At 60.3% G+C, this 25,770-nt stretch carries 23 protein-coding genes and 1 pseudogene; 18 read left to right on the top strand and 6 right to left on the bottom strand.

Going from position 1 to position 25,770, the window contains the following annotated elements:
- The first annotated feature begins 53 nt into the window (after positions 1–53).
- The 4 genes from B0D71_RS26900 to B0D71_RS26915 all read left to right on the top strand — a co-directional run bounded on the left by B0D71_RS26900 (position 54) and on the right by B0D71_RS26915 (position 4,764).
- Complete coding sequence (locus B0D71_RS26900; RefSeq protein WP_103397418.1) at positions 54–686, top strand: cysteine hydrolase family protein; 633 nt, start codon at positions 54–56, stop codon at positions 684–686.
- On the top strand, positions 686–2,251 hold the full coding sequence (locus tag B0D71_RS26905; RefSeq protein WP_103397419.1) for an aldehyde dehydrogenase (NADP(+)): 1,566 nt from the start codon (positions 686–688) through the stop codon (positions 2,249–2,251). The genes B0D71_RS26900 and B0D71_RS26905 overlap by 1 nt, the downstream gene beginning before the upstream one ends.
- An 858-nt stretch (positions 2,252–3,109) precedes the next feature.
- Positions 3,110–4,192 carry a redoxin domain-containing protein gene (locus B0D71_RS26910; RefSeq protein ID WP_103397420.1) on the top strand — a complete coding sequence of 361 codons (1,083 nt, stop codon included), beginning with the start codon at positions 3,110–3,112 and terminating at the stop codon, positions 4,190–4,192.
- Positions 4,193–4,554: 362 nt separating this feature from the next.
- Positions 4,555–4,764: a hypothetical protein gene (locus B0D71_RS26915; protein WP_103397421.1), complete on the top strand. Its 210-nt coding sequence runs from the start codon at positions 4,555–4,557 to the stop codon at positions 4,762–4,764.
- Between the two features lie 871 nt (positions 4,765–5,635).
- Here B0D71_RS26915 and katG read toward each other — a convergent pair.
- The 3 genes from katG to B0D71_RS26930 all read right to left on the bottom strand — a co-directional run bounded on the left by katG (position 5,636) and on the right by B0D71_RS26930 (position 10,656).
- Positions 5,636–7,903 (bottom strand): catalase/peroxidase HPI, encoded by a 2,268-nt coding sequence (gene katG, locus B0D71_RS26920; RefSeq protein WP_103397422.1) that lies wholly within the window; start codon positions 7,901–7,903, stop codon positions 5,636–5,638.
- A gap of 483 nt (positions 7,904–8,386) precedes the next feature.
- Positions 8,387–8,584, bottom strand: coding sequence for a YbdD/YjiX family protein (locus tag B0D71_RS26925; protein ID WP_046042517.1), 198 nt, complete (start codon positions 8,582–8,584; stop codon positions 8,387–8,389).
- Between the two features lie 14 nt (positions 8,585–8,598).
- The gene (locus B0D71_RS26930) at positions 8,599–10,656 is read right to left on the bottom strand and encodes a carbon starvation CstA family protein (RefSeq protein ID WP_103397423.1); all 2,058 of its coding nucleotides are present in this window, start codon (positions 10,654–10,656) and stop codon (positions 8,599–8,601) included.
- A gap of 357 nt (positions 10,657–11,013) precedes the next feature.
- Between B0D71_RS26930 and B0D71_RS26940 the strand changes: the two genes are divergently transcribed.
- The 5 genes and pseudogenes from B0D71_RS26940 (at position 11,014) to B0D71_RS26955 (ending at position 14,496) form a co-directional block, all read left to right on the top strand.
- Positions 11,014–12,378, top strand: coding sequence for a cache domain-containing protein (locus B0D71_RS26940; RefSeq protein WP_103397424.1), 1,365 nt, complete (start codon positions 11,014–11,016; stop codon positions 12,376–12,378).
- A 32-nt stretch (positions 12,379–12,410) separates the two neighbouring features.
- Positions 12,411–13,043 (top strand): response regulator, encoded by a 633-nt coding sequence (locus B0D71_RS26945; protein WP_103397425.1) that lies wholly within the window; start codon positions 12,411–12,413, stop codon positions 13,041–13,043.
- A gap of 222 nt (positions 13,044–13,265) precedes the next feature.
- Positions 13,266–13,469 (top strand): annotated as a pseudogene (locus tag B0D71_RS26950) (phage infection protein); the annotation flags it as partial.
- Positions 13,470–13,690: 221 nt separating this feature from the next.
- A complete protein-coding gene (locus B0D71_RS31520) occupies positions 13,691–13,852 on the top strand; it encodes a hypothetical protein (protein ID WP_165798754.1) in 162 nt (53 codons plus the stop codon).
- Positions 13,853–13,878: 26 nt separating this feature from the next.
- Entirely contained in the window at positions 13,879–14,496 is a 618-nt protein-coding gene (locus tag B0D71_RS26955) for a helix-turn-helix domain-containing protein (protein WP_165798755.1), read from the top strand.
- 122 nt (positions 14,497–14,618) lie between these two features.
- Here the strand turns inward: B0D71_RS26955 and B0D71_RS31965 are convergent, their stop codons facing one another.
- The gene (locus B0D71_RS31965) at positions 14,619–15,128 is read right to left on the bottom strand and encodes a hypothetical protein (protein ID WP_165798756.1); all 510 of its coding nucleotides are present in this window, start codon (positions 15,126–15,128) and stop codon (positions 14,619–14,621) included.
- A 555-nt stretch (positions 15,129–15,683) separates the two neighbouring features.
- Here B0D71_RS31965 and B0D71_RS26965 point away from each other — a divergent pair.
- From B0D71_RS26965 to B0D71_RS27005, 8 genes are all read left to right on the top strand, one after another.
- Positions 15,684–16,274, top strand: coding sequence for an amino acid synthesis family protein (locus B0D71_RS26965; RefSeq protein WP_007978708.1), 591 nt, complete (start codon positions 15,684–15,686; stop codon positions 16,272–16,274).
- Between the two features lie 44 nt (positions 16,275–16,318).
- Complete coding sequence (locus B0D71_RS26970) at positions 16,319–17,152, top strand: alpha/beta fold hydrolase (protein ID WP_103397428.1); 834 nt, start codon at positions 16,319–16,321, stop codon at positions 17,150–17,152.
- Positions 17,149–18,630 carry an aldehyde dehydrogenase gene (locus tag B0D71_RS26975; RefSeq protein ID WP_103397429.1) on the top strand — a complete coding sequence of 494 codons (1,482 nt, stop codon included), beginning with the start codon at positions 17,149–17,151 and terminating at the stop codon, positions 18,628–18,630. Before B0D71_RS26970 ends, B0D71_RS26975 begins: the two co-directional genes overlap by 4 nt.
- A gap of 12 nt (positions 18,631–18,642) precedes the next feature.
- Positions 18,643–19,128 (top strand): flavin reductase family protein, encoded by a 486-nt coding sequence (locus B0D71_RS26980; RefSeq protein WP_103397430.1) that lies wholly within the window; start codon positions 18,643–18,645, stop codon positions 19,126–19,128.
- Between the two features lie 152 nt (positions 19,129–19,280).
- Complete coding sequence (locus B0D71_RS26990; protein WP_103397431.1) at positions 19,281–20,732, top strand: NAD-dependent succinate-semialdehyde dehydrogenase; 1,452 nt, start codon at positions 19,281–19,283, stop codon at positions 20,730–20,732.
- 121 nt (positions 20,733–20,853) lie between these two features.
- On the top strand, positions 20,854–21,243 hold the full coding sequence (locus B0D71_RS26995) for a carboxymuconolactone decarboxylase family protein (RefSeq protein WP_008059553.1): 390 nt from the start codon (positions 20,854–20,856) through the stop codon (positions 21,241–21,243).
- 88 nt (positions 21,244–21,331) lie between these two features.
- Entirely contained in the window at positions 21,332–22,084 is a 753-nt protein-coding gene (locus B0D71_RS27000; protein WP_015095667.1) for a GntR family transcriptional regulator, read from the top strand.
- Between the two features lies 1 nt (position 22,085).
- Positions 22,086–22,649, top strand: a complete 564-nt coding sequence (locus B0D71_RS27005; RefSeq protein ID WP_103397432.1) for an NUDIX hydrolase — start codon at positions 22,086–22,088, stop codon at positions 22,647–22,649.
- Between the two features lie 223 nt (positions 22,650–22,872).
- Here the strand turns inward: B0D71_RS27005 and B0D71_RS27010 are convergent, their stop codons facing one another.
- The gene (locus B0D71_RS27010) at positions 22,873–23,712 is read right to left on the bottom strand and encodes an AraC family transcriptional regulator (protein ID WP_103397433.1); all 840 of its coding nucleotides are present in this window, start codon (positions 23,710–23,712) and stop codon (positions 22,873–22,875) included.
- Positions 23,713–23,806: 94 nt separating this feature from the next.
- On the opposite strand from B0D71_RS27010, the gene B0D71_RS27015 reads away from it, so the two are divergent.
- A complete protein-coding gene (locus tag B0D71_RS27015; protein ID WP_240635738.1) occupies positions 23,807–24,727 on the top strand; it encodes a LysR family transcriptional regulator in 921 nt (306 codons plus the stop codon).
- A 126-nt stretch (positions 24,728–24,853) separates the two neighbouring features.
- Here the strand turns inward: B0D71_RS27015 and B0D71_RS27020 are convergent, their stop codons facing one another.
- The gene (locus B0D71_RS27020) at positions 24,854–25,768 is read right to left on the bottom strand and encodes a LysR family transcriptional regulator (RefSeq protein WP_103397435.1); all 915 of its coding nucleotides are present in this window, start codon (positions 25,766–25,768) and stop codon (positions 24,854–24,856) included.
- Between the last annotated feature and the right edge of the window lie 2 nt (positions 25,769–25,770).

Here is a 25,770-nt window from a genome sequence, read left to right on the forward strand (position 1 = left end):
AATTCCTGGCAACTACACTTCATCATCCACGGATTATTTTGCGGAGAACCGCCATGTCCAACGCCACCTACCCCCTTGATCGGATTGCCTATCTGCTGGTCGACCCCTATAACGATTTTCTCTCCGACGGCGGAAAGATCTACCCCTTGATCGAGCCAATCGCCAGGCAGGTCGGCCTGCTCGACAACCTGCGCACCCTTGATCGCACCGTCCGCGCCCTCGACATTCCGGTGGTCATCGTACCGCACCACCGCTGGGAAAAAGGCGACTACGAAAACTGGGATCACCCAAGCCCCACCCAGTGCAAGATCATGCACATGCATCACTTCGCACGCGGCGAATGGGGCGGCGAATGGCACCCCGATTTCGCGCCGAAGGATGGCGACATCGTCGTGCAGGAGCATTGGGGATCGAGCGGTTTTGCCAACACCGACCTCGATTTTCGCCTCAAACAGAAAGGCATCACCCACGTGATCATCGTCGGCCTGCTGGCCAATACCTGCATCGAGGCAACTGCCCGCTACGCTCAGGAACTCGGCTATCACGTCACCCTGGTACGCGATGCGACCGCCGCCTTCAAGCCAGAAATGATGCACGCCGCCCACGAACTGAACGGCCCTACTTTCGCTCACGCCATCGTGACCACCGATGAACTGGTTGCCGCACTGGCACAGGCAGGTGCGTGATGCAGTTGACCGGCAAACTGCTGATCGGTGCCTGCGATGTCGCCGCCAGCGAAGGCACCCTGAAGGCGCTCAATCCCGCGACGAACCAGTCGATAGAACCGGCGTTCGCGCTGGGTAGCGTGGCCGACGTCGACCGGGCCGCGACCCTGGCCGATGACGCGTTCGATGTGTACAGCCATACCTCGCTCGCCGAGCGTGCGGCGTTTCTCGAACGCATCGCCGACAACCTCGACAGCGTTCGCGAAGCGCTGGCGGCACGGGCAGCCCTGGAAACCGGCCTGCCCGAGTCGCAACTGCAAGGCGAGGCAATCAAGGCGGCCACCCAGTTTCGCCAGTTCGCCGATGTCGTGCGCAAAGGCCGCTTCCTGCAACTGGCCATCGATCCTGCACAACCGGAGCGCCAGCCACGTCCGCGCATGGATCATCGCCTGCAGAAAATCGCCATCGGCCCGGTGGCGATTTTTGGCGCGAGCAACTTCCCCATCGCCTATTCGGTGGCCGGTGGCGATACCGCGTCGGCACTGGCAGCGGGTTCGACCGTCATTCTCAAGGCGCACAACGCGCATCCCGGCGCCTCGGAAATCCAGGCCCGCGCCATCCGCCAAGCGGTGCAAGACAGCGGACTGCCCGAAGGCGTGTTCTCCATGGTGCGTGGCAGCGGCAATGCCATCGGCGAAGCACTGGTCGATCATCCGCTGATCAAGGCCGTGACCTTCACCGGTTCCGAACAAGGTGGCATGGCGCTGTATCGGCGTGCGCAGTTGCGTCCCGAGCCGATTCCGGTCTTCGCCGAAATGACCAGCGTCAACCCAACCTTCATCCTGCCCCGGGCACTCGCCGAACGGGGCGCGCAGATTGGCGATGGGTTTGTTGAGCGCATGTTGGTCAATGTCGGGCAAGCCTGTCTCAAACCGGCGATTCTGGTTGCGGTCGAAGGCGCCGGGTTTGCAGCGTTGCGCCACGCCATGAGCAAAGGCGTGAGCGAAGCGCCGGCACGCACAATGCTGACACCGGGCATCCATGGGGCGTACCTGAAGGGTCTTGGCAGCATGGAAAGCGCCGGTGCCAGCCTCGTGGCCGTGGGCTCGACAGCGACCGCTGAAGTGGATGGCCGCCCGGCGCTGTTTGAAGTTGATGGCGAACATTTTCTCGCCGAGCCGTTGCTTGCGCAGGAAGTATTCGGCCCGTCCGCACTGCTGGTGAAGGTCAGGGATGAGGAAGAACTGTTGCGGGTAGCGCGCTCATTCAAGGGGCAACTCAGCGCGACCTTGCACCTGGAACAGGACGATTTGCCTTTGGCCCGTCGCTTGCTCCCGCCCCTGGAGCGACGCACCGGGCGCATCGTGGTCAACGCCTTCGCCCATCCGCAGGAAGTGTGTTTTGCCACCGTGCATGGCGGGCCGTTTCCGGCCACTTCGGACAGTCGCTTCACTTCGGTGGGCATGACCGCCATCGAGCGCTTCCTGCGCCCGGTGGCTTACCAGGGCTTTCCGGATGCCCTGCTGCCGGAGCCGTTGCGCGAGGGTAATCCGTTGGGGCTGCCACGTCTTGTGGACGGGCAATAAAAAAGTTCTTCACGCAATCCCGGAAAACGGTAGGAGCCGGCTTGCCGGCGATGGGCTCAAGAGCGCCGCGTTTATTCAGTTCATACGCGTAATCGTTAACGACCATCGCTGGCAAGCCAGCTCCTACAAGGGACCGCGTCCTGGTCGAAATGATGTGAACGCCAAACTGTAGGAGCCGGCTTGCCGGCGATGGGCTCAAGAGCGCCGCGTTTATTCAGTTCACACGCGTCATCGTTAACGACCATCGCTGGCAAGCCAGCTCCTACAAGGGACCGCGTCCTGGTCGAAATGATGTGAACGCCAAACTGTAGGAGCCGGCTTGCCGGCGATGGACTCAAGTGCGCCGCGTTTATTCAGTTCACACGCGTTATCGTTAACGACCATCGCTGGCAAGCCGGCTCCTACAAGGGGCCGCGTCCTGGTCGAAATGATGTGAACGCCAAACTGTAGGAGCCGGCTTGCCGGCGATGGACTCAAGTGCGCCGCGTTTATTCAGTTCACACGCGTTATCGTTAACGACCATCGCTGGCAAGCCAGCTCCTACAAGGGACCGCGTCCTGGTGGAAATGATGTGAACGCCAAACGGTAGGAGCCGGCTTGCCGGCGATGGACTCAAGTGCGCCGCGCTTACTCAGCAAGCACGCGCTATCGTTGACGACCATCGCTGGCCTCGATGGTCGAAGCAGTTCCTGCAATCGGTGATCGATGCGCGGTCTGTCAGCAATGAAAAACAGCAGAAGACGCGGGCATCGAACGCTGACCTTCAGCGCTCCAGGCAGCTTCAACAAGACTGAACTAGCTTTACCTGCATGGAGTTCTTCCTGCCAGCGATCCACTGCCTACCGGCAAGGAGTTGTGATGCGTGCCACGGCATTTTCAGTCGGTCAGCCAGCCCCTTGGTTCCATTGCCGCACTCAACTCAGAGAACGCTTTTGTTTCGATACTATTGCCGGTCGGTATGTCGTGCTTTATTTTTTCGGTTCTGCGGCTGATCCTGCAGCCACTAAAGTTCTGGACAGTATTCAGGCCCATCGCCAGCGCTTCGATGATGCTCAAGTCTGCTTCTTTGGTGTTTCCGTAGATCCGGATGATGAACAGCTGAAGCGGGTGGAAAGTTCGATACCCGGCATACGCTTCATCTGGGATTTCGATCGGTCAGTCAGTCAGCTCTACGGTGCATTGCAGCCAGACGGCAGCATTCGGCAAATGACCTATGTGCTGGACCCTGCGCTACGTGTCCTGGCGATCGTCCCGATAGAAACAGCGATTGATAACCATGTACCCTCGTTGATGCGCTTTCTCGATAGATTACCTGCACTGGCTGCGCCACATGCGGCCACTCCACACGCACCTGTCCTGGTGGTCCCCCGTATATTTGAGCCCTCATTGTGTAAAGCACTTATAAGTTATTACGACGAACGCGGCGGAGAGGAATCCGGGTTCATGACGGAGCAGTCGGGTAAAACCGTCCACATCAAAGACCACAGCCACAAACATCGCCGTGACTGCGTTATTGAAGATGAGGTTCTATCCAAAGCATGTGCATTGCGTGTAACCAAACGCCTGCTTCCAGAGTTACATAAAGCGTTCCAGTTCAATGCCACTCGAATGGAACGCTATCTGGTGTCCTGCTACAACAGCGAGGAAGGCGGGTATTTCCGGCCCCACAGGGATAACACCACGAAGGGTACGGCGCATCGCCGTTTTGCCGTTTCCCTGTTTCTTAATTCGGGAGAGTACGAAGGTGGTTTTCTGCATTTTCCGGAGTATGGAAAAGGACTTTACAGCGCTCCAACAGGAGGGGCTGTGGTGTTTTCGTGTTCACTTTTGCACGAAGCCACCTCTGTAACCCAAGGTCGCCGTTATATGTTTCTCCCGTTTCTATACGATGAAGCTGCTAGCGCCATTCGAGAAGAAAACCTCTCATTCATTCAAAGCTGACTCGCGAACAACACAATTCAGCTTTCGGTTCATGGTCGCTGGATGCCCTACGCTGATGCAGGAGCCGGAGGGCAAGCCGGGGTACTTTTTGCCGGTCATTCCAACGTTACGACAACCTCTCCTACTTCAGATCAAAACGATCCAGATTCATCATCTTGAAGGGCAACCCTGAGGGCCGCGCAGGCTGCGGCTTTCAGGCCCTCAAAAATTCCTTCTTGGGGTTTGTATGGCTTGGATTGGCTATGCAATGACAGCTTTATGTCAGCGTGACATTTCCCTCCCCGGCTTCCTGCCGACCGAACACCAATCCCTTCATGCACTATTTCCCGATGCCAGGCTGAAATCTCCACGGAGGACTCGCGATGCCAAACTCTGGCCTGCTCCCTTCCCTACTCTTCAAACTCAATCAAAACCAACTCGCCCTGGAAGCCGCCATCCTGGAACTGTCGAATTGGGTCGAGCAGCGCGGGTCAGCCGACGTCGCCGTCAACGTACGTGGCGCCCTTGAAGCCATCGACAAAAATGAGGAGCTCATCAAGATGACGCTCGCGGTGATGATGACGCCGGAGTGACTTGGTGCCTAAAGCAAAAGGAATTGTGGTTAACATAACTCGCACCAAATCAGGACCATGCTCATAGCCAGGCCGCTAGTAGAGATCCCGATTCCAACCATCACGCCGAGAAGCAGAGCTTTTGCCCACATGGCTCGAATCTCCGGATACCGCATTCAATGAATGCTTGAGTATCAGCACCTGAGCAAAATCCAAGCCATTTGGCATAGGGACAGTCCGGGCTCAGCCATTGCACTGAAACGGTCTCTTCGAGCCGTGAAAAATCCCCCAAAAAGGGGTTCGTTCACCCTACATTTTGGGCTGAACCACCCAAAGGCTGGGGGGTTCGAAGGCTTCCTTCAGAGATGACGCCAGCTGCTAGCGTTTACTCGCCACTCTTTCTCAGAAAAGGAATCGTTCCAGTACGTACTTTTGACGCCTGAAATTGATCATTGGATCATCCATCAACCCCGAGCTACCATCAGGGAATGGATGATACTGACCAGGGCAAAGTATGAGCACCGAACCTAAGCACGGATGGAAATGGGCTTATCAAAAGCTGCGTGGGCTCAACTGCTCCCGGCTGACAGCCCTCTACAGAGCAACGCTTTACTCCCTTCGGGGTGATACGGGCTCGTTTTACGTTGATCGTAGCTGGGAGAAGATCCGCCTTCGACGCTGATTGCATGAATCGTTTTGGGGCATTCAGATCACCCTGGTTCCAACAACTGGATGATCAGGACTCCTGGCATACGCCGGTGTATTCCTCCCCCACCACGACTTGATCGTGTCCGCCAAGGTTTGCGGCCGCTGGAAGCCCTCCGCTGTACAGGAGCCGGAGGGCGAGCCAGGGTACTGTTTGCCGGCAATGCCAACGTTACGACAACCTCCCCTATTTCAGATCGAAGCGATCCAGGTTCATCACTTTGGTCCACGCAGCGACGAAGTCCTTGACGAACTGCTGCTGCGCATCGGCGGTGGCATAGAATTCGGCCACCGCACGCAACTGCGCATTGGAACCGAAGACCAGGTCAACCCGCGTGCCCGTCCACTTCACCGCACCGGTCTTGCGATCACGCCCTTCAAACTCCTGTTGGGCATCCGACACAGGTTTCCACTCCACGCCCATGTCCAGCAGGTTGGTGAAGAAGTCGTTGGTCAGCGCCTCCGGCCGTGAGGTGAACACGCCGTGTTTGCTCTGGCCGACATTGGTGTTCAACACCCGCAGCCCACCCACCAACACGGTCATTTCCGGCGCGCTGAGCGTCAGCAGTTGTGCCTTGTCGATCAGCAGTTTTTCGGCGGGCACACGGTACTGTTGCTTCAGGTAGTTGCGGAAACCGTCGGCAATCGGCTCAAGGAAACCGAAGGATTCGACATCGGTCTGCTCCTGACTGGCGTCCGTGCGTCCCGGGCTGAATGGCACCGTCACGCTGTGGCCGGCGTTTTTCGCCGCCTGTTCGACCCCCACGCCACCGGCGAGCACGATCAGGTCGGCCAGGGAGATTTTCTTGCCACCGGATTGCGCCCCATTGAACGCCTTCTGGATGCCTTCGAGTTTGCTCAGCACATTGGCCAGTTGTTCCGGCTGGTTGGCCTGCCAGGACTTCTGCGGCGCCAGGCGCAGACGTCCGCCGTTGGCGCCGCCGCGTTTGTCGGAGCCACGGAAGCTGGAAGCCGCCGCCCACGCCGTCGATACCAGCTGCGCGACCGACAGACCGGAAGCCAGCACCTTGCTTTTCAGGTCCGCCACATCGCTGTCGTTGACCAGCGGATGATCGACGTCAGGGATCGGGTCTTGCCACAGCAGTTCTTCGGCCGGCATTTCCGGGCCGAGGTAGCGCGAGAGCGGGCCCATGTCACGGTGAAGGAGTTTGTACCAGGCGCGCGCGAAGGCATCGGCCAGTTGGTCGGGATTGGCCAGGAAGCGCCGGGAAATCGGCTCGTAGATCGGGTCGAAACGCAGGGCCAGGTCCGAGGTGAGCATGGTCGGATCACGGCGTTTGGACGAATCAAAGGCGTCCGGAATGGTCCCGGCACCGGCACCGTTCTTCGGCTTCCACTGATGGGCGCCGGCGGGGCTCTTGGTCAGTTCCCAGTCGAAACCGAAGAGGTTTTCCAGATAGTTGTTGCTCCATTTGGTCGGCGTGGTGGTCCAGGTCACTTCCAGGCCGCTGGTGATGGCGTCGGCTCCCTTGCCGGTGCCGAACGTGCTCTTCCAGCCCAAGCCTTGGAGTTCCAGGCCAGCGGCTTCAGGTTCTGCCCCGACATTGTCGGCAGGCCCGGCGCCGTGGGTCTTGCCGAAGGCGTGGCCACCGGCGATCAACGCCACGGTTTCCTCATCGTTCATCGCCATGCGGCCGAAGGTTTCGCGGATGTCCTTGGCCGATGCGACCGGGTCTGGCTCCCCTTCCGGGCCTTCCGGATTCACGTAGATCAGGCCCATCTGCACGGCGGCGAGGGGGTTTTCCAGATTGCGGCCGTTTTCGGTACGGCTGTCTTCATTCCTCCCCGGTTCGGCCACCAGCGGGACATCGCCGGGTGCCTGTACGGGCTTGCTGTCATCTTTACCGTAGCGGGTGTCGCCGCCCAGCCACTTGTTTTCAGAACCCCAGTAAACGTCTTCGTCCGGTTCCCAGACATCCGGGCGGCCGCCGGAAAAACCAAAGGTCTTGAAGCCCATGGATTCAAGGGCGACGTTACCCGTGAGGACGATCAGGTCGGCCCAGGAGATTTTGTTGCCGTACTTTTGCTTGATCGGCCAGAGCAGCCGACGGGCCTTGTCGAGGCTGACGTTGTCCGGCCAGCTGTTGAGCGGTGCAAAGCGTTGCTGGCCGGAACCGGCGCCACCCCGGCCGTCACCGGTGCGATAGGTGCCGGCGGCGTGCCAGGACATGCGAATAAAGAGGGGGCCATAGTGACCGAAGTCCGCCGGCCACCAGTCCTGGGAATTGGTCATCAGCGCAGTCAGGTCATTTTTCAGCGCCTGGAAGTCCAGGCTTTTGAAGGCTTCGGCGTAGTTGAAGTCGCCCCCCAACGGGTCAGACTTGGGCGAGTGTTGACTCAAGATCTTCAGGTTCAGTTGGTTCGGCCACCAGTCGCGGTTCGTCGTGCCACCGCCAGCGGCGTGATTGAACGGGCATTTCGATTCAGTTGACATGGCATCTCCTCTTTATTTTGTTTTCAGCTAACCACCCTTGAGCGTGGATCCGGATCACCGATTGATGAAATAGCTTTTCGGTATGGGATCCATAGCCTTAAGGCTATGACAGGCCCGTGATCAGTCGCTCCAGAACATCCATTAAAGTACCGGTCCGGGAAACTGTCGCTTCATCTGTGGAGATAGCTGATAAACAGCGCAAATTCGAAACGAGATGCAAGATCATCAACACCTGCCACAATGGATTAATACCCTTTGCTACAAGGACGTTGGGCGATCATCGTCGTCGCCGTGCTCTGTCGCCTGGTGCATAACGCCAAGGTCGCCGACCAGGCCATCAGCCTCAGGGACGAACCCCTGACAAGGTTTCCATGACCCGGGACAACAGTGGCGACGACGATTCGCATCGCCCCGGAGCCTGAGCCCATCAGGGCGTTCCTGCACTCATGAAAAAACCGGCCTTTCAGCCGGTTTAAATGTCACTCAACAGCACTTCGGTCCGGCTTTACTGCCGTAACGGGCCTCCTGGCGCTCACGGAAGAACGCCTCGTAGTCCATCACCGGTTTGTCCGGGTGCTTGTTCTGCATATGCTCGACATAGTTGTCGTAGTCGGGCATGCCGACCATCAGGCGCGCGGCCTGACCAAGGTATTTACCCAGGCGACTCAAGTCATTGAACATGCTGCCCTCCTCGCTTACGCATTCGGCACAGCCTGGAATGGCGCTTCTTTATCCGTACGTTCCTTGGTGCCCCAGGCGGAAATACCGACCTTGAGCGCGAAGAACAGGATGCTGAACACCACGAACAGGAACAGCGCGGTCAGCGTCGCGTTGGTGTAGGCGTTGAAGATCACGTGCTGCATCTGGTCGATGCTCTTGGCCGGGGCCAGCACCTGGCCGTTGGCCAGTGCATCGCTGTACTTTTTGGCCAAAGCGAGGAAACCGATCGCCGGGTTGGCATCGAACAGCTTGATGAAACCGGCGGTGGTGGTGCAGATCAGCAGCCACACGGCCGGCAGCAAGGTCACCCACACGTAACGCTGGCGTTTCATCTTGATCAGCACGACGGTGCCGAGCATCAGCGCGATACCGGCCAGCATCTGGTTGGAGATACCGAACAGCGGCCACAAGGTGTTGATGCCACCCAATGGATCGATCACGCCCTGGTACAGCAGATAACCCCACATGGCCACGCAACCGGCCGTGGCGATCAGGTTGGCAGTCCAGGATTCGGTGCGGCGCAGGGCCGGCACGAACGAGCCGAGCAAGTCCTGCAGCATGAAGCGACCGGCACGGGTACCGGCATCGACCGCGGTGAGGATGAACAGCGCTTCGAACAGGATCGCGAAGTGGTACCAGAACGCCATGGTGTTCTCGCCCGGCAACACGTGGTGCAGGATCTGCGCGATCCCCACCGCCAGGGTCGGCGCACCGCCGGCACGGGCCAGGATGGTGGTTTCACCGATGTCGTGGGCGACCGCTTGCAGCGCTTCCGGGGTGATTGCAAAGCCCCAACTGCTGACGGTTTGTGCAACGGTAACGGCATCGGCACCCACCACGGCAGCCGGACTGTTCATGGCGAAGTACACGCCCGGATCGATCACCGAGGCGGCGACCATGGCCATGATCGCCACAAACGATTCCATCAGCATGCCGCCGTAACCGATGTAGCGGGCATGCCCCTCATTGGCGAGCAACTTCGGCGTGGTGCCGGAAGCAATCAGCGCATGGAAACCCGAGACCGCGCCACAGGCGATGGTGATGAACAGGAACGGGAACAGACCGCCCTTCCACACCGGGCCGGTGCCGTCGATGAATTGGGTCAGCGCCGGCATTCTCAGCTCGGGCATGGTCACCAGGATGCCGATGGCCAGGGCCACGATGGTGCCGATTTTCAGGAATGTAGAGAGGTAATCACGGGGTGCCAGGATCAGCCACACCGGCAATACTGCCGCGACAAAACCGTAGCCGATCAGCATCCAGGTGATCTGCAGACCGGTAAAGGTAAAGGCCTTGGCCCACACCGGGTCCGCGGCAATCTGCCCGCCGAGCCAGATCGAACCGAGCAGCAACAGCACGCCGATGACGGAGATTTCACCGATGCGGCCCGGACGGATGTAGCGCATGTACACGCCCATGAACATCGCGATCGGGACGGTCGCCATCACCGTGAACATGCCCCACGGGCTTTCGGCCAAGGCTTTGACCACGATCAGCGCCAGCACCGCGAGGATGATGATCATGATCAGGAAGCAGCCGAACAGCGCGATGGTGCCGGGGATGCGGCCCATTTCCTCGCGGACCATGTCGCCCAGGGACCGGCCGTTGCGGCGGGTGGACATGAACAGGACCATGAAGTCCTGCACGGCACCGGCCAGCACCACGCCGGCAATCAGCCACAGCGTGCCGGGCAAGTAACCCATTTGCGCCGCGAGCACCGGGCCGACCAACGGACCCGCGCCAGCGATGGCCGCGAAGTGGTGACCGAAGAGTACGTGTTTGTTGGTCGGTACGTAGTCCAGACCATCGTTATTGAGGACAGCGGGAGTGGCCCGATTGGGATCGAGCTGCATCACTTTGTTGGCGATGAACAGGCTGTAGTAGCGGTAGGCAACGAGGTAGATAGCGACGGCTGCGACTACGATCCACAGGGCGTTGATCGCTTCGCCGCGGCGCAGGGCCACGACACTCAGCGCAATCGCTCCCAGGACAGCCACGGCAAACCAGGCGAGGTGTTTAGCCAGACGGGGCATAGCGTGTCTCCTGCCGACAGCCAGTGACTGCGGCGGTAATTTTTATAATTGTGTCCGCGATGCGGAGCTGGCCCAATATCCACGCATGCCGTCCACAAATAAATCCGCGTTACTACGTACGTGGCATCTACGTAGTTCTACGTAGATGCCGCTATCTCCTGTGGGAGCGAGCCTGCTCGCGAAGGCATTCTGTCAATCAACATGGATGTCGACTGGTACACCGTCTTCGCGAGCAGGCTCGCTCCCACAGGTTCAGCATTTCAACTCTATGACCTCGCCCACCAATGGTCATAACGTCCAACAAGGCTGTGTATCTTTGGCATATGATCCCCAGCCTTCGCGCGGGCAGGAGTCAACATGCAGCTCAAACACAAGATCGTCGCCCTCGGGATTCTGCCCCTGGTGCTGGCCATTGCCGTCATCTGCGCGCTGGTGATTTCCCTCAATCGCCAACTGGGCGATCAACAAGCGCAATTGATCGAAGACAGCATTCTGGCGAGCAAACGCGCGGAGCTGAAAAACTACGTGGAAATGGCCCAGAGCCTGATCGCCCCCCTGTACGACGACGGCCACGGCGATGCCCGTGCCCAGCAACAAGTGCTGGAAGAACTGCGCAAGCTCAGCTTCGGCATCAACGGCTACTTCTTCGTTTACGACCGCGAAGGCCGCAGCCTGATGCACGCTCGACAATCGGAACTGGTAGGCCAATACCTGTGGGACATGAAAGACCCCCATGGCCTGCCAGTTATTCAAGCGCTGCTGCAAAGCGCGCAATCGGGCGAAGGCTTTCAACGCTACGCCTGGAACAAACCCTCTTCCGGCCAGGTGACCGACAAGCTCGCCTACGTGGTGATGCTCGATCGCTGGGGCTGGATGCTCGGGACCGGCATCTACCTCGAAGACGTCGAACGCGCCACCCAGCAGGCCCGCGCCGAAGTGGCCATGGGCATCCGCAAGACCATGATGGCGATTGCCGTGGTCGCCCTCGTCGCGGTGCTGTTCGTGTTCGCCACCGGCATGACCCTCAACGTCAGCGAACATCGCCTGGCGGACAAGAAACTGCAGCGCCTGACCCAACGCATCGTCAGCCTGCAGGAAGAGGAACGATCGCGGGTGTCCCGCGAACTGCACGACGGCATCAGCCAGGTGCTGGTCTCGATCAAGTTCCAGTTCGAACTGGCCAGCCATCTGCTGGAGCGCGGACAAGCCGACGACAAGGGTTTGAACACACTCAGAGACGCCACCGAGCGCCTGGGCGATGCCATCGGTGAAGTGCGCAGCCTCTCCCACGACCTGCGCTCTTCCTTGCTCGACACCCTCGGCCTGCCGGCGGCCATCGGCCAATTGGCCGCCGAATTCGAGCAGCGCAGCGGGCTGACCGTGACCTATGACGAAAATGAATTCGACTGCCTACTGGTCGACGGCGCAGCTGTATCGCTGTTCCGCATCGTCCAGGAAGGCCTGACCAATATCGAACGCCACGCCCAGGCGAAGCACGTATCCATTACCCTGCGCGGCTGCGACGAATCCGTGCGGCTGACGGTGGTCGATGACGGTGTCGGCTTCAACGTCGCCCAGGTCGAACGTCGTCAGGCCGGCATTGGCTTGCGTAACATCCGCGAACGCGTCGAACATTTTGGCGGGCGCTTCGATTTGATCTCGATGCCGGGCAGAAGCGAGCTGGATGTACGGCTGCCAATGAAACCCGGCGCAAAACGCTGAGCCGACGCAAAACTACAAGAGTGAATACTGCGATGAACCTGCCCTCCCCGATCCGCGTTGCCCTGGTCGACGATCACTCCCTGGTCCGCGACGGCATCAAGGCGCTGCTGGCCGTGATGTCGCCCCTGGAAATGGTCGGCGAAGCGGAAAACGGCGCCGAGGCCATCAAGATGGTCGGGCGCTGCCAACCGGACCTGTTGCTGGTGGACATCAGCCTGCCGGACATGAACGGCCTGGAGCTGACCCGCGTGCTGCGCAGCCAGTACCCGTCGCTCAAGGTGCTGGTGCTGAGCATGTACGACAATTACGAGTACGTCAGTGAGTCGGTGCGCTCCGGCGCCAGCGGCTACGTGCTGAAAAACGCCCCGTCACGGGAGATCATCGCCGCCATCGAAGCCATCAGCAGCGGCGGCACCTTCTACAGCGCCGAAATCGCCCAGCGCCTGATCGCCGACAGGAACACCGACAACGAACTGACCCCGAGGGAAAGCCAGGTGCTGTCGAAGATGGCGCAAGGGCTGAACAACAAGGAAATGGCCCGGGAACTGGATATCAGCGTGCGCACAGTGGAAACACACCGCTTGAGCATCCGGCGCAAGCTCAACATCGACAAGCCGGCGGCGCTGGTCAAATACGCCATCGATCATGGACTCATCTCCCGCTAACACCTTGAAAACCGTGGGAGCCTGCTCGCGAGGAGGCCGGCACGTTCAACATTGATGGCGACTGACACACCGCCTTCGCGAGCAGGCTCGCTCCCACAAGGGTCACCGATTCATCCATTGACCGCGTCGATAGTCACCATTGACTCAATGAAGTTCTCTTAAAAATTCCCCGGCGTAACATCTGCTCCATACCAACCCATAAGCACCCCGGAGCACACGATCATGAAACGCCAGACCCTCCTCAGCATCGCTTTCTCGGTTTTTGCAGTTAACGCTTACGCCGCTACCTCTGCTCAACCTGTGGTCGCTGAAGGCGGCTCGGATCGTCTGATTGAAAGCCGTGTGGCCGAGGGTGGTTCCGATCGTTTGATCGAGAATCGTGTGGCCGAAGGTGGCTCTGACAAACTGCTGCAGAACCGCGTCGCATAAACAAACCGCGGCACCGCAACGCCCAACAAAAAACCCGGCCTGATCAGCCGGGTTTTTTCATGATTTTTTAACCGGCAGATCTTCCATAGGCACCTGAAAAATCGTTCGCCAATAAGAACAAAAAAGAATTAACAAATGAAAATTCAGTATTTATCGTTATAAAAATAGAAGCGTACTCTCCAGTCATCCCGTCATTCATCACCACAGTGAAGTGCCCCATGAATCCGACTGACAACCTCATCGATTTCGCCAGCTACCGCAAACGCAAACACGCTCAGCAACGGGCACGGGCCATGTGGGAGATGTACGCACGCAACGCCGGATTACAGGCATTGCAGTGGGTTCAGGCGTCTCGGTCTACCGAGACACGTCAGGCGTGAACGCGCACGAACCCTCGCGCTTTCTGATGAGCGCGGACGAAACTGTGCTGGAGCTGAACAATCCGGATGCCCCGGAAGAGGACCCGATCTGCGAACGGGTCGCACAAAACCTGCTACGTCTGCGCAGCAAGCGCCATCTGTCCCTTGATGCCCTGGCCCGACAGTGCGGCGTGAGCCGCGCCATGCTGGCGCAAATCGAATCGGGGCGCAGTGTGCCGTCCATCAAGGTGCTGTGCAAAATCGCCAAAGGCTTGAAGGTATCGGTGGCTGCGTTTCTGGAGCATCGGGCCTTCGAAGGCGTGGCCCTGTTGTCGGCGAGCCAGAGCAAACGCCTGGTCAGTGCCAACGGCGCTTTTGTCAGCCGCGCCCTGTTCCCCTTTGACGTGGCGCGCCAATCGGAATTTTACGAACTGCGCCTGAGCGCGTTGGGAGAGGACCAGTCGCAGGGCCATGGCCCAGGTGTCCAGGAAAACCTGGTGGTGGCTCAGGGTGTCCTGGAAATCAGCGTCAACGATGAACGTTACCTGCTATCCACGGGGGACTCGATCCTGTTTTATGCCGACCAGCCCCACCGCTATCGCAACCCCGCCGACAGTGAAGCCGTGGCTTATCTGGTGGTGACCTACCCCGAACGTCTGGACTGAAACCCACTGTAGGAGCGAGCTCGCTCGCGATGGGCTCAAGGCTGACGCGTTTTTTTAGAAAACCCGCGTCATCGTTGACGTCCATCGCGAGCGAGCTCGCTCCTACAGGTACAGTGCAGGGATCAGCAGGTGCAGCACATCAGCGGCATGCCGTTGCAGCTCATCATCATCGGCATGCTGCAGTCGTTCATCATTTTCATCATCAGGGCACAGCAGTTTTTCATCATGTCCATGTTCATGCCGGCCATCGGCATGATTTTGCACATCATGCAGTCCGCCATGAGCGTGCATTCCATCACGCACTTCATCGACGGCATCGGCATGCCCATCACCGGCATCGACATCATCATGTTCATCATCGGCATGGCCATGCTCGCCGGGGACATGCACATCATGCTCATGTTGCCGCAGTGCATCATCATCGGCATGCCGCAGTTCATCATCAACTGCATCATTTCAGCGCTGTTCCTGAACATGGCCATGTCCATCCCAGCGGCCGGCATCATCTTGCACATCATGCCGTCGTCCATCATTTCGCAGGCCATGGTCGCCATCATCATCGGCATGCCCATCATCGACATCATTGGCATGTTGGCGTTCATCGGCATTTGCATCTGCATGGCATTCATCATGGTGTTGCTCCCTGAAGGACTGGATAGTTGGACGAAGCTGATGGAGGCGGATTCTAGGGAATCGGCAGAGCGCGACAAGCTGACGATCAAACAGCCAAAATGGATGTCGGGACAGGCTTAACGAGGCAGGCAGGACGATTATTTCTGCTGTGACGAACGATCCGATTCGATCACAGACAAGGTAAAAAACATGACGCGAATTATTCGGTTATGGATATGCAGATTGCATCTATATAAATAACGGAAAGAAATAAACGGTCTAACCGATGTAACAATCTTTCCCTGCAGGTTAATCATTGAGTTGCAGGCAAAAAAAGCGTCCTCACGGACTGTTGACACCGCTTCACCGCTGCCCCTCCTTTTTTAATGTTGCCTTTCTCTGCGCTTGCCGGGCCTGTGTCCCGCGCAATCCTGTGCCCGCCGTTTATCCGCTGCTGCCCGCGACGCACACTTTTGCATGCCATCCAGCCAGAAACTCCGTTCAAGGGACTTGTGCTTCCGGTATTATGGTATACCATCAGACGCACAGACACCCAAACCTCTACGGAGCAGCTCATGAGTTTCGAAATCCGCAAGATCGTCAGCTATGTCGAAGAAACCTTTATTGAAGGCGGCAAAGCCACCGATAAGCCCGTGACCATGGTCGGTCTCGCCGTGGTGATGAAGAACCCCTGGCTGGGCAACGGTTTCGTCGAAGACCTGAAACCACAGATCCGCGCCAATTGCTCCGACCTCGGTGCACTGATGGTTGAGCGGCTGGTGGGCATCATTGGCGGTGCCGAGAAAATCGAGGCTTACGGCAAGGCTGCGGTGGTCGGTGCCGATGGCGAAATCGAGCACGCTTCGGCGGTGATCCACACCCTGCGCTTCGGCAACCACTACCGCGAAGCGGTCAAGGCCAAGAGCTACCTGAGCTTCACCAACAAGCGCGGCGGCCCGGGCACTTCGATCCAGATCCCGATGATGCACAAGGACGACGAAGGCCTGCGTTCGCACTACATCACCCTGGAAATGCAGATCGAAGACGCACCGCGTGCCGACGAAATCGTCGTGGTCCTGGGTTGCGCCGACGGCGGCCGCCTGCACCCGCGCATCGGCAACCGCTACATCGACCTGGAAGAACTGGCCGCCGAAAAAGCCCAGTAACCGGCCAGCAGAACGACAACAAGAAGGCATTGCAGGAGCGCTCCATGATTCGGCTCACCGCTGAACTCACCCCGGCTGGTACCAGTTACCTGGCGACCGGCCAAGGCCAGCCCGTGGTCTTGATCCACGGCGTGGGCCTGAACAAAGAAATGTGGGGCGGCCAGATCGTTGGCCTGGCCACGAACTATCGCGTCATCGCCTACGACATGCTCGGCCATGGCGCCAGTCCGCGGCCGGAGAGCGGCACGCCGCTGCTCGGCTATGCCGACCAGTTGCTGGAGCTGCTCGACCACCTGCAATTGCCCAAGGCAACGGTGATCGGCTTTTCCATGGGCGGGCTCGTAGCGCGGGCCTTTGCCCTGCACTACGCGCAACGCCTGGAAGGCCTGGTGGTGCTCAACAGCGTATTCAACCGCAGCGCCGAACAGCGCGCCGGGGTCATCGCCCGCACCAGTCAGGCTGCCGAACACGGGCCGGATGCCAATGCCGAAGCGGCGCTGTCGCGCTGGTTCAGCCGTGAATACCAGGCCGCGAACCCGGCGCAGATCGCCGCGATTCGCCAGACCCTGGCCGGCAATGACCCTCAGGGTTACCTAACCACCTATGAACTGTTCGCCACCCAGGACATGTACCGCGTCGACGACCTGGCCAGCATCCGGGTGCCGACGCTGATTGCCACCGGCGAACTGGACCCCGGCTCAACCCCGGAAATGGCCCAGCAACTGGCCGAACGCATTCCCGGCGCGACCGTTGCCGTCCTCGCCGAGCAACGGCATATGATGCCCGTAGAATCGCCGCGCCTGGTCAACCAGCTGTTGCTGGAGTTTCTGCAGGCCGCGCACGCCAAACAAAACCAGATCAAGGGGATCGTTGCATGACACTCGCACGCTTCCAGATGTGCATCGGCGGTGAATGGGTCGATGCCCTGTCCGGCAAGACCTTCGAAAGCCTCAACCCGGCGCTGGCCGAGCCTTGGGCCGAACTGCCCGATGCCGACGAAGCCGATGTCGAGCGCGCCGTGCAGGCTGCGCAGACGGCTTTCGACAGCCCGGCCTGGCGCGGTTTGACCGCCACCGCTCGCGGCAAACTGCTGCGACGCCTGGGCGACCTGATCGCCGAAAACAAGGAACAACTGGCGCAGCTGGAAAGCCGCGACAACGGTAAGCTGATCCGCGAAACCCGTGGCCAGGTCGGCTATCTGCCGGAGTTCTTCCACTACACCGCAGGCCTGGCCGACAAGCTCGAAGGCGGCACCCTGCCGCTGGACAAGCCGGACCTGTTTGCCTACACCGTGCACGAAGCCATGGGCGTGGTCGCCGCGATCATTCCGTGGAACAGCCCGCTGTACCTGACCGCGATCAAACTGGCCCCGGCGCTTGCCGCGGGTAACACCATCGTGATCAAGCCGTCGGAACACGCCTCGGCGACCATCCTCGAACTGGCGCGCCTGGCGCTGGAAGCCGGGATTCCACCGGGCGTGGTCAACGTCGTCACCGGTTACGGCCCGAGTACCGGTGCCGCCCTCACCCGCCATCCGTTAATCCGCAAGATCGCCTTCACCGGCGGTGCGGCGACGGCGCGGCATGTGGTGCGCAGCAGCGCGGAAAACTTCGCCAAGTTGTCGCTGGAACTGGGGGGCAAATCGCCGAACATCATCTTCGCCGACGCCGACCTCGACAGCGCGATCAACGGCGCCATCGCCGGGATCTATGCCGCCTCCGGGCAGAGCTGCGTCTCCGGTTCGCGCTTGCTGGTGCAAGACGAAATCTATGATGAATTCGTCGGCCGTCTGGTGGAACGCGCCCAGCGCATCCGCATCGGCAACCCGCAGGACGACAGCAGCGAGATGGGCCCGATGGCCACCGCGCAGCAACTGGCCGTGGTCGAAGGCCTGGTGGCCGACGCTATTGCCGAAGGCGCGCGTTTGCGCCTGGGTGGCAAGCGTCCAGAGAACGTGGGCGATGGCTGGTTCTACGAGCCGACCCTGTTCGAGTGCGACCGTAACTCGATGAAAATCATGCAGGAAGAAGTCTTTGGTCCGGTGGCCTCGGTCATCCGTTTCAAGGACGAAGCCGAAGCCCTGGCGATTGCCAACGACTCGCAGTTCGGCCTCGCCGCCGGCATCTGGACTCGCGACCTGGGCCGTGCCCACCGCCTGGCCCGGGACGTGCGTTCGGGGATCATCTGGGTCAACACCTACCGCGCGGTCTCGGCCATGGCGCCGATCGGCGGCTTCAAGAACAGCGGCTATGGACGCGAAAGCGGCATCGATTCGGTGCTGGCCTACACCGAGCTGAAAACGGTGTGGATTAACCTCTCCCAGGCACCGATGCCTGATCCCTTCGTGATGCGCTAGGAGTCCTGGAAAATGATCGAACCCGGCATTTACAAAGACGTGATGAGTTCGTTCCCGTCCGGGGTCACGGTGGTCACCACCCTGGACCCGGAAGGCGGCATCGTCGGCATCACCGCCAGTGCCTTCAGTGCGCTGTCGATCGACCCGGCACTGGTGCTGTTCTGCCCCAATTATGGCTCCGACACCTACCCGGTGCTGCGCGACAGCAAGCAGTTCGCGATTCACCTGCTGTCCGCCGAGCAGACCGCCGAAGCCTATGCCTTCGCCGGTAAAGGCAAGGACAAGGCCAAAGGCATCGAGTGGCACCTGAGCGAACTGGGCAACCCGATCCTGGCCAAGGCCACGGCGATCATCGAGTGCGAACTGTGGCGCGAATACGACGGCGGTGATCACGCGATCATCGTCGGCGCGGTGAAGAACCTGATCCTGCCCGCGCAACCGGTCACACCGATGATCTACCACAAGGGCAAGCTGGGGCCGCTGCCCACACTGGCCTGATGCATTGCTTCCTGTAGGAGCGAGCTTGCTCGCGATGGTCGTGAACGATAACGCGTGCTGCCTGGAAACAAGCGCCGCCTTGAAGTTCATCGCGAGCAAGCTCGCTCCTACAGGTAGCACAGCAGCCACCTATAACTTTTCCAGGAGCCGGCATGAGCCCAGCAGCCTCGTTACTGTTCCGCCAGCAAGCCTACATCAACGGTCAATGGCTGGACGCGCCGGATGGCGCCTATCAGGACATCTTCAACCCGGCCACCGGTGAACTCATCGGCCGAGTGCCGAACCTCGGCGCCGAACACGCGCGCCTGGCCATCGACGCCGCCAACAAGGCCTGGCCGGCCTGGCGCGCACTGACCGCCAAGGAACGCAGCAATACGCTCAAGCGCTGGCATGCGTTGATGCTGGAAAACGCCGACGCCCTGGCACAAATCCTCACCCTCGAACAAGGCAAGCCACTGGCTGAAGCCAAGGGTGAAATCCTTTACGCCGCGAGCTTCATCGAGTGGTTCGCCGAAGAGGCCAAGCGCATCTACGGCGACACCATTCCCAGCCACAAGGGCGATGCGCGCATCGTGGTCAGCAAGGAGCCGATTGGCGTCGTCGCGGCCATCACGCCGTGGAACTTCCCGGCGGCGATGATCACCCGCAAGGCCGGCCCGGCGTTGGCCGCCGGTTGCCCGTGCATCGTCAAACCAGCCCCGGAAACGCCGTTCTCGGCACTGGCCATGGCGGCACTGGCGGAACAGGCCGGCATTCCCGCCGGGATATTCAACGTGATCACCGGTGACGCCATTGCCATCGGTGGCGAGCTGACCGCCAGCCCGCAAGTGCGCAAATTGTCGTTCACCGGCTCCACCGCCATCGGCAAACTGCTGATGGCCCAGTGCGCGCCGACCCTGAAAAAAGTCTCGCTGGAACTGGGCGGCAACGCGCCGTTCATTGTTTTCGACGACGCCGATCTGGAGCGCGCAGTAGACGGCGCGCTGATCGCCAAATTCCGCAACGCCGGGCAGACCTGTGTCTGCGTCAACCGCTTCCTGGTCCAGGCCGGCATCCACGACGCCTTTGTCTCGCGACTGGCCGAACGGGTTTCACAGTTCAAGGTCGGCAGCGGTTTCGAAGATGGCGTCACCCAAGGACCGCTGATCAACGAGCGTGCCGTGGCCAAGGTCGAAGACCACGTGCAAGACGCGCTGGAACACGGCGCACAACTGCTGTGCGGCGGTGAGCGCCATGCATTGGGCAACGGCTTCTTCCAGCCGACCGTGCTCATCGGCGTCACCACGCAGATGAAAGTCGCCCGGGATGAAACCTTTGGCCCACTGGCCGCTGTGTTCCGCTTCGACACCGAGGCCCAGGCCGTCGAGATGGCCAACGACACCGAATTCGGCCTGGCCGCCTACTGCTACACCCGCGACCTGGGCCGCGCCTGGCGCATGAGCGAGGCGCTGGAATACGGCATGGTCGGGATCAACGAAGGGCTGATTTCCACCGAAGTCGCGCCGTTCGGCGGCATCAAGTCCTCGGGGCTGGGCCGTGAAGGGTCGAAGTACGGCATCGAGGATTACCTGGAACTCAAATACACCTTGATGGGCGGCCTCTGAACCGCGCATTCAACCTGTAGGAGCCGGCTTGCCGGCGATGGCGTGCTCAAGGGCGCTATCGCCGGCAAGCCGGCTCCTACAGAACAGCATTGAGATCCGTGTCCCACGGGAGAGCATCAAAATGAGCAACGAAAAATACGAAAAAGGCCTGAAGATCCGCACCCAGGTGCTGGGCGAAGCCTACGTCAACCGCTCCATCGAAAACGCAGACGACTTCACCCGGCCGCTGCAAGAGATGGTCACCGAGTATTGCTGGGGTCATGTCTGGGGCCGTGAGGGTTTGTCGCTCAAGGAACGCAGCATGATCAACCTGGCGATGATCTCGGCCCTCAACCGCCCCCATGAACTCAAGCTGCATGTGCGCGGCGCCTTGCGTAACGGCCTGAGTCGTGAGCAAATACGCGAAATATTGCTTCAGGTCGGCATTTATTGCGGTGTCCCCGCTGCCGTAGACAGTTTCCGGCTCGCCCGTGAAGCCTTCGCCGAAGCCGATGCCGAGGCCTCCAGTTAACCCTTGGCTGTTTGATCTGACCGGGCACCCAGATTCCCGTAATCGAAGTGCTCTTTTTGCATGGACAGCCACAATCAGAGCGGACCCCATGAAACGCCTGCCACTCGACGACAGCTTCAAGGTCAATCGCAACCCCGTTACCCTGCGCGAAATCGTGCTGGATAAACTGCGAAGCGCCATCATGAACTTCCAGCTTCTGCCGGGAGACCGTCTGGTCGAACGCGATCTGTGCGATCGCCTGGGCGTCAGCCGTACTTCCGTGCGCGAAGCCTTGCGTCACCTGGAATCCGAAGGCCTGGTGGAATTCGCCGACGCCAAGGGCCCGCGTGTCGCGATCATCACCCTGGCCGATGCCGTGGACATCTATGAGCTGCGCTGCGTACTCGAAGGGCTGATCGTTCAACTGTTTACCCTGCGCGCCAAGGCCAAGGACATCAAGGCCCTGGAAAAAGCCCTGGAAGAAAACCGCAAGGCGCTCAAAGACGGCGAATTGCAACAGGTCATCGACTCGGTGCAAGGCTTCTACGACGTGTTGCTCGAAGGCTCGGGCAACCATGTCGCGGCCACCCAGCTGCGCCAGTTGCAGGCACGCATCAGTTACCTGCGTGCGACTTCGGTGTCCCAGGAAAACCGTCGCGGCGCCAGTAACCAGGAAATGGAACGCATGGTCGAGGCGATCAAGGGCGGTGATCCGCTGGCCGCCCACCAGGCTTGCGTCGACCACGTGCGTGCCGCCGCTGCCGTGGCCCTGGACTACCTCAAGCGCAAACAGGAAGAAACCGGCGACATCCCGGCGATCACCCTGCCCATCGCGCTGAAAGAACCGCGCATAGGTCGCTGAGATGTTCAGCCCGAGCTTTTGCCCCAAGTGCGGCAGCGCAGACCTTAGGTCACAGCTGCCGCCGGGCGATACGCACGAGCGCCTGATGTGCCGCGGCTGCGGCTACATCCACTACGTCAATCCGAAGATCATTGCCGGCTGCATCATCGAGCAGGACGGCAAGTACCTGTTGTGCCAGCGCGCGATTCCGCCGCGCCCCGGCACCTGGACCCTGCCGGCGGGCTTCATGGAAAGCGGCGAGACCACCGAACAGGCGGCCTTGCGCGAGGTCTGGGAAGAAAGCGGCGTGCGTGCGGAAATCGTCTCGCCCTATTCGATTTTCAGCGTGCCCAAGATCAGCGAGGTGTACATCATCTTCCGCGCCATTGCGCTGGAGATCACCGGCCAGTACGGCCCGGAAACCCTCGACTACAAATTCTTCGCGCCCGAGGATATCCCTTGGGAGAGCATCTACTACCCGGCGATCCGGCAGATTCTTGAGCGTTATATCGAGGAACGGCAGGCTGGGGTTTATGGCATCTACATGGGCAATGACGACAGCGGGAAGATTCACTTTATTCGTTGAAAGCAGCGGATTTTGACCTGTCACCTGTGGGAGCGGGCTTGCCGCGAAGAGGCCAGTGCCAGTTAAAGACTGTTACCTATGTGCTTGAACTGTTTTGTGACCTATGTGGGTGAGTCATACCCGGTGAGACCTTTTGGTTCCTTTTGGCGCGTTCCCAAAAGGGACTCGCCGTAAGGGAGAAACCGCCAGCCGCCGTTACCGCAGAAACGGATATGTACACACCTTACAACCCCAGACGAAACTGCTTAGGCGTAATCCCGAACTGCTTACGAAACGCCCGAATAAAATTACTCGGCTGCCGATACCCCAACCGCTCGGCAATCCGCTCAATCGGCTGATCCCCCGCGGTCAACCAGTGCCGCGCCATCTCCAGACTGTCACTGCGAGCATGTTGCACCGCTGCCGTCTGCCAGTGCCGCAACATGCTCTGATGCAAAAACCCATTGGCCCCCAATAGCGGTTCATCAAGACTGGACGAAGGCAAGGTCAGACAAGGATGCCCACCGCTTTGCACCTCGACACCCACACTGCGCAACCACTGCCCGGCAGCCTGCTGCGGCGTCAGGTGAACAGCGACAAACACCTCGGCCGGCGCTCGCCCCAATCGTCGGGCAATGTTGCGCACCAACGTCAGGGTTGCCGCATCAAGGCCAAAAAAATGCGTCTGCTGGCCAACACTGCGCAAATGCAACCGAGCCTGCCCGCCCCCCTCCTCCAGTTCCGCCACCACACAGTTGGTCACCCGTGGCATGAACTCGGTGAAGCACGCCAGGCTCGCCCGCAGGGTCGCGGCGGAGTCCAGCAGAATGTTCAACCCTCGCAGCGTGGTGGTCGCCATGCCGTTGACCAGTTCGCAGCCAAACGACACCCCCGCGCCCGCACGTTCGCACTCATGCCACAAACGTTCGACCAGGTGCGCGGGCACGTGCAGGTCCTGCCCTTCGAGCAATGACAGGCAAATCCCCGCCCGTTGCAGCAGTTGCTCCTGGCACAGGCCGGACTGCCGCGCATGGCTGAGAATGGTGCGGGTGAAGGCGCTGGAAATGAAGGGTTGGCTGGTCATGGCAAGTTACGGCGAGAAGACAGGCGTGTACTTATGCCAGCCTCTGTGCTATCGATCCAATGCATTAAAATCATCCACCAAATGCAGGAGACGCATGATGGACCTACGACAACTCCGCCACCTCGTCGCCCTGGCCGACTACCGCAACTTCGGCCGTGCCGCCGAGGCGATCAATCTCAGTCAACCGGCCTTCAGTCGCAGCATCCAGACCCTGGAGCGCGACCTCGACTGCGTGCTGGTGGAACGCAGCAGCCGCGAATTCCGCCTGACCGGCCAGGGCGAACTGGTGCTGCAACATGCCCGGCGCCTGCTCGCCGGCAGCCAGGCCTTGCACAACGAATTGACCCAATACAACGGCCTCACCGGTGGCGAGTTGCACTTCGGTTGCGGCCCGTACCCAGCCCAGGTGCTAGTGCCCGAGGCGCTGGCGGAATTCATCCAGGCCCATCCGGCGATCCGCATCAGTTTCCACCAGGGCGACTGGGAGCAACTGGCGGTCTGGCTTCGTGAACAGCAGATCGAATTCCTCGTGGCCGACGCGCGGTACTTCACCGGCGACCCGCAATATCAGGTACAGCTGTTGCGCCCCCGGCGCGGGCGATTCTTTTGCCGTGTCGATCATCCCCTGATGCAGCGCAAGAACCTGTCCCTGCGCGCCCTGCTCGACTACGCGGTGGTCGGCACACGAATACCGCCGATGATCCGCAAGATCCTCGCCGATGTGCAGGGTGAAACGGACTTCAATCCGAGCGTCGAGTGCGCGCAATTCGATGCCATCCGCCGCGTGGTGATGCGCTCCGACGCGGTGGGTATCGCCACCATGGAGGCCTTGGCCGAACTGGTCGACCAGGGCCTGATCCGCCTGCTGGAATTTGCCGATGTGCCCAAGGACGATCCCGGCCTGCAATTGCACTACGGTATCGTCAGCCGCGCCGGGCACTCCCTGACACCCGCCGCGCTGGCGATGGTCGAGGCCGTGCTGACGGTTGACCAGCGCTTGCTGGCGTCGAATTAGTCGAACAACCACCGCCCCCACTGTAGGAGCGAGCTTGCTCGCGATGGAGTGTCATTCACCGCGGTGTCGACTGATATACCATCGCGAGCAAGCTCGCTCCTACAGAGGTTTGGTGTCACATTCAAATCACGCCCGCCGCGCCAGCGCCTGCAACGCCCGGGGCTCACCGAGGGCGCGCAGCAGGCAATGCATCGCTTCCTCGCGGCTGCGCTCGAAGCGATAGCGCGACTCGATGTACAGCGCCAGTTTCAATTCCACCGGTTCGTCCAGGGGCAGCGGCACGTGTTGCAGGCCCAGCACATTGGCGACCCGGCTTGGCAAGCTGATGCCGAACGGCTGGCGGTCGGCGATCAGCTTCGCGGCCAGGGTGCTCTGGGTGCTCATCGCCACAGTGCGGCGCAGGCCTTTCAAGCCAAGCTGCAAGTCCACGGGGCTGAGCCCGTCGCGACGGCTCGACACCTGAATCTGCGGCTGCTCCAGATACGCCTGCAGGGTGCGCGGCGGTTCCTTGAGCGCGGCGCCATAGGCGAACACGTAATGGTCGGCGGGCAGTGCCTGTTTGTGCAGGCCGGCAAGCCCGGCCAGAGGCTGGTCGAGGTCGATCAGGATATCCAGCTTGCCGCTGGCCAGGTCCTGCAAGGCGTCACGGCGCCGGGGCTGGAAATAACGCACCTGCCAATCGGCGTGGGGTGATTCGAGCAAGGCATCGAGCAGCACCGGTTGCAGGCAATCCAGACAACTGATGCGCAGCAGCGGATTGTTCTGCCGCGCGGCAGGAATCATGCGCAAGCCGTCGCGCAATGACTCAAGCGCGGCACGTACGTAATCGGCCAGGCGATGGGCGACCAATGTCGGCGTCACGCCCAGGCGACTCTTGATGAACAGCGGGTCGCCACACAAATCGCGCAGGCGACGCAACGCATTGCTCATGGCCGGTTGCGACAGGCACATCACCTCGGCGGCACGCGTCACGCTGCGCTGCTGGTAAATCGCATCGAAGGCGAGCAACAGGTTCAAATCGAGCTGGCGTAAATCAAGCATGG

The organism is Pseudomonas laurylsulfativorans (assembly GCF_002906155.1).
GTDB lineage: Bacteria > Pseudomonadota > Gammaproteobacteria > Pseudomonadales > Pseudomonadaceae > Aquipseudomonas > Aquipseudomonas laurylsulfativorans.

Bases quoted from the DNA above. Each gene is read 5' to 3' on its own strand.
- katG (WP_103397422.1), bottom strand. From the start codon at position 7,903: ATGTCAACTGAATCGAAATGCCCGTTCAATCACGCCGCTGGCGGTGGC.
- B0D71_RS26975 (WP_103397429.1), top strand. From the start codon at position 17,149: ATGACACTCGCACGCTTCCAGATGTGCATCGGCGGTGAATGGGTCGAT.
- B0D71_RS31965 (WP_165798756.1), bottom strand. From the start codon at position 15,128: ATGATGAATGCCATGCAGATGCAAATGCCGATGAACGCCAACATGCCA.
- B0D71_RS26955 (WP_165798755.1), top strand. From the start codon at position 13,879: ATGAGCGCGGACGAAACTGTGCTGGAGCTGAACAATCCGGATGCCCCG.
- B0D71_RS31520 (WP_165798754.1), top strand. From the start codon at position 13,691: ATGAATCCGACTGACAACCTCATCGATTTCGCCAGCTACCGCAAACGC.
- B0D71_RS26980 (WP_103397430.1), top strand. From the start codon at position 18,643: ATGATCGAACCCGGCATTTACAAAGACGTGATGAGTTCGTTCCCGTCC.
- B0D71_RS26940 (WP_103397424.1), top strand. From the start codon at position 11,014: ATGCAGCTCAAACACAAGATCGTCGCCCTCGGGATTCTGCCCCTGGTG.
- B0D71_RS27005 (WP_103397432.1), top strand. From the start codon at position 22,086: ATGTTCAGCCCGAGCTTTTGCCCCAAGTGCGGCAGCGCAGACCTTAGG.
- B0D71_RS27010 (WP_103397433.1), bottom strand. From the start codon at position 23,712: ATGACCAGCCAACCCTTCATTTCCAGCGCCTTCACCCGCACCATTCTC.
- B0D71_RS26945 (WP_103397425.1), top strand. From the start codon at position 12,411: ATGAACCTGCCCTCCCCGATCCGCGTTGCCCTGGTCGACGATCACTCC.
- B0D71_RS26925 (WP_046042517.1), bottom strand. From the start codon at position 8,584: ATGTTCAATGACTTGAGTCGCCTGGGTAAATACCTTGGTCAGGCCGCG.
- B0D71_RS26965 (WP_007978708.1), top strand. From the start codon at position 15,684: ATGAGTTTCGAAATCCGCAAGATCGTCAGCTATGTCGAAGAAACCTTT.
- B0D71_RS27015 (WP_240635738.1), top strand. From the start codon at position 23,807: ATGATGGACCTACGACAACTCCGCCACCTCGTCGCCCTGGCCGACTAC.
- B0D71_RS26930 (WP_103397423.1), bottom strand. From the start codon at position 10,656: ATGCCCCGTCTGGCTAAACACCTCGCCTGGTTTGCCGTGGCTGTCCTG.
- B0D71_RS26995 (WP_008059553.1), top strand. From the start codon at position 20,854: ATGAGCAACGAAAAATACGAAAAAGGCCTGAAGATCCGCACCCAGGTG.
- B0D71_RS27000 (WP_015095667.1), top strand. From the start codon at position 21,332: ATGAAACGCCTGCCACTCGACGACAGCTTCAAGGTCAATCGCAACCCC.
- B0D71_RS26910 (WP_103397420.1), top strand. From the start codon at position 3,110: ATGCGTGCCACGGCATTTTCAGTCGGTCAGCCAGCCCCTTGGTTCCAT.
- B0D71_RS26900 (WP_103397418.1), top strand. From the start codon at position 54: ATGTCCAACGCCACCTACCCCCTTGATCGGATTGCCTATCTGCTGGTC.
- B0D71_RS26970 (WP_103397428.1), top strand. From the start codon at position 16,319: ATGATTCGGCTCACCGCTGAACTCACCCCGGCTGGTACCAGTTACCTG.
- B0D71_RS26905 (WP_103397419.1), top strand. From the start codon at position 686: ATGCAGTTGACCGGCAAACTGCTGATCGGTGCCTGCGATGTCGCCGCC.
- B0D71_RS26915 (WP_103397421.1), top strand. From the start codon at position 4,555: ATGCCAAACTCTGGCCTGCTCCCTTCCCTACTCTTCAAACTCAATCAA.
- B0D71_RS26990 (WP_103397431.1), top strand. From the start codon at position 19,281: ATGAGCCCAGCAGCCTCGTTACTGTTCCGCCAGCAAGCCTACATCAAC.
- B0D71_RS27020 (WP_103397435.1), bottom strand. From the start codon at position 25,768: ATGCTTGATTTACGCCAGCTCGATTTGAACCTGTTGCTCGCCTTCGAT.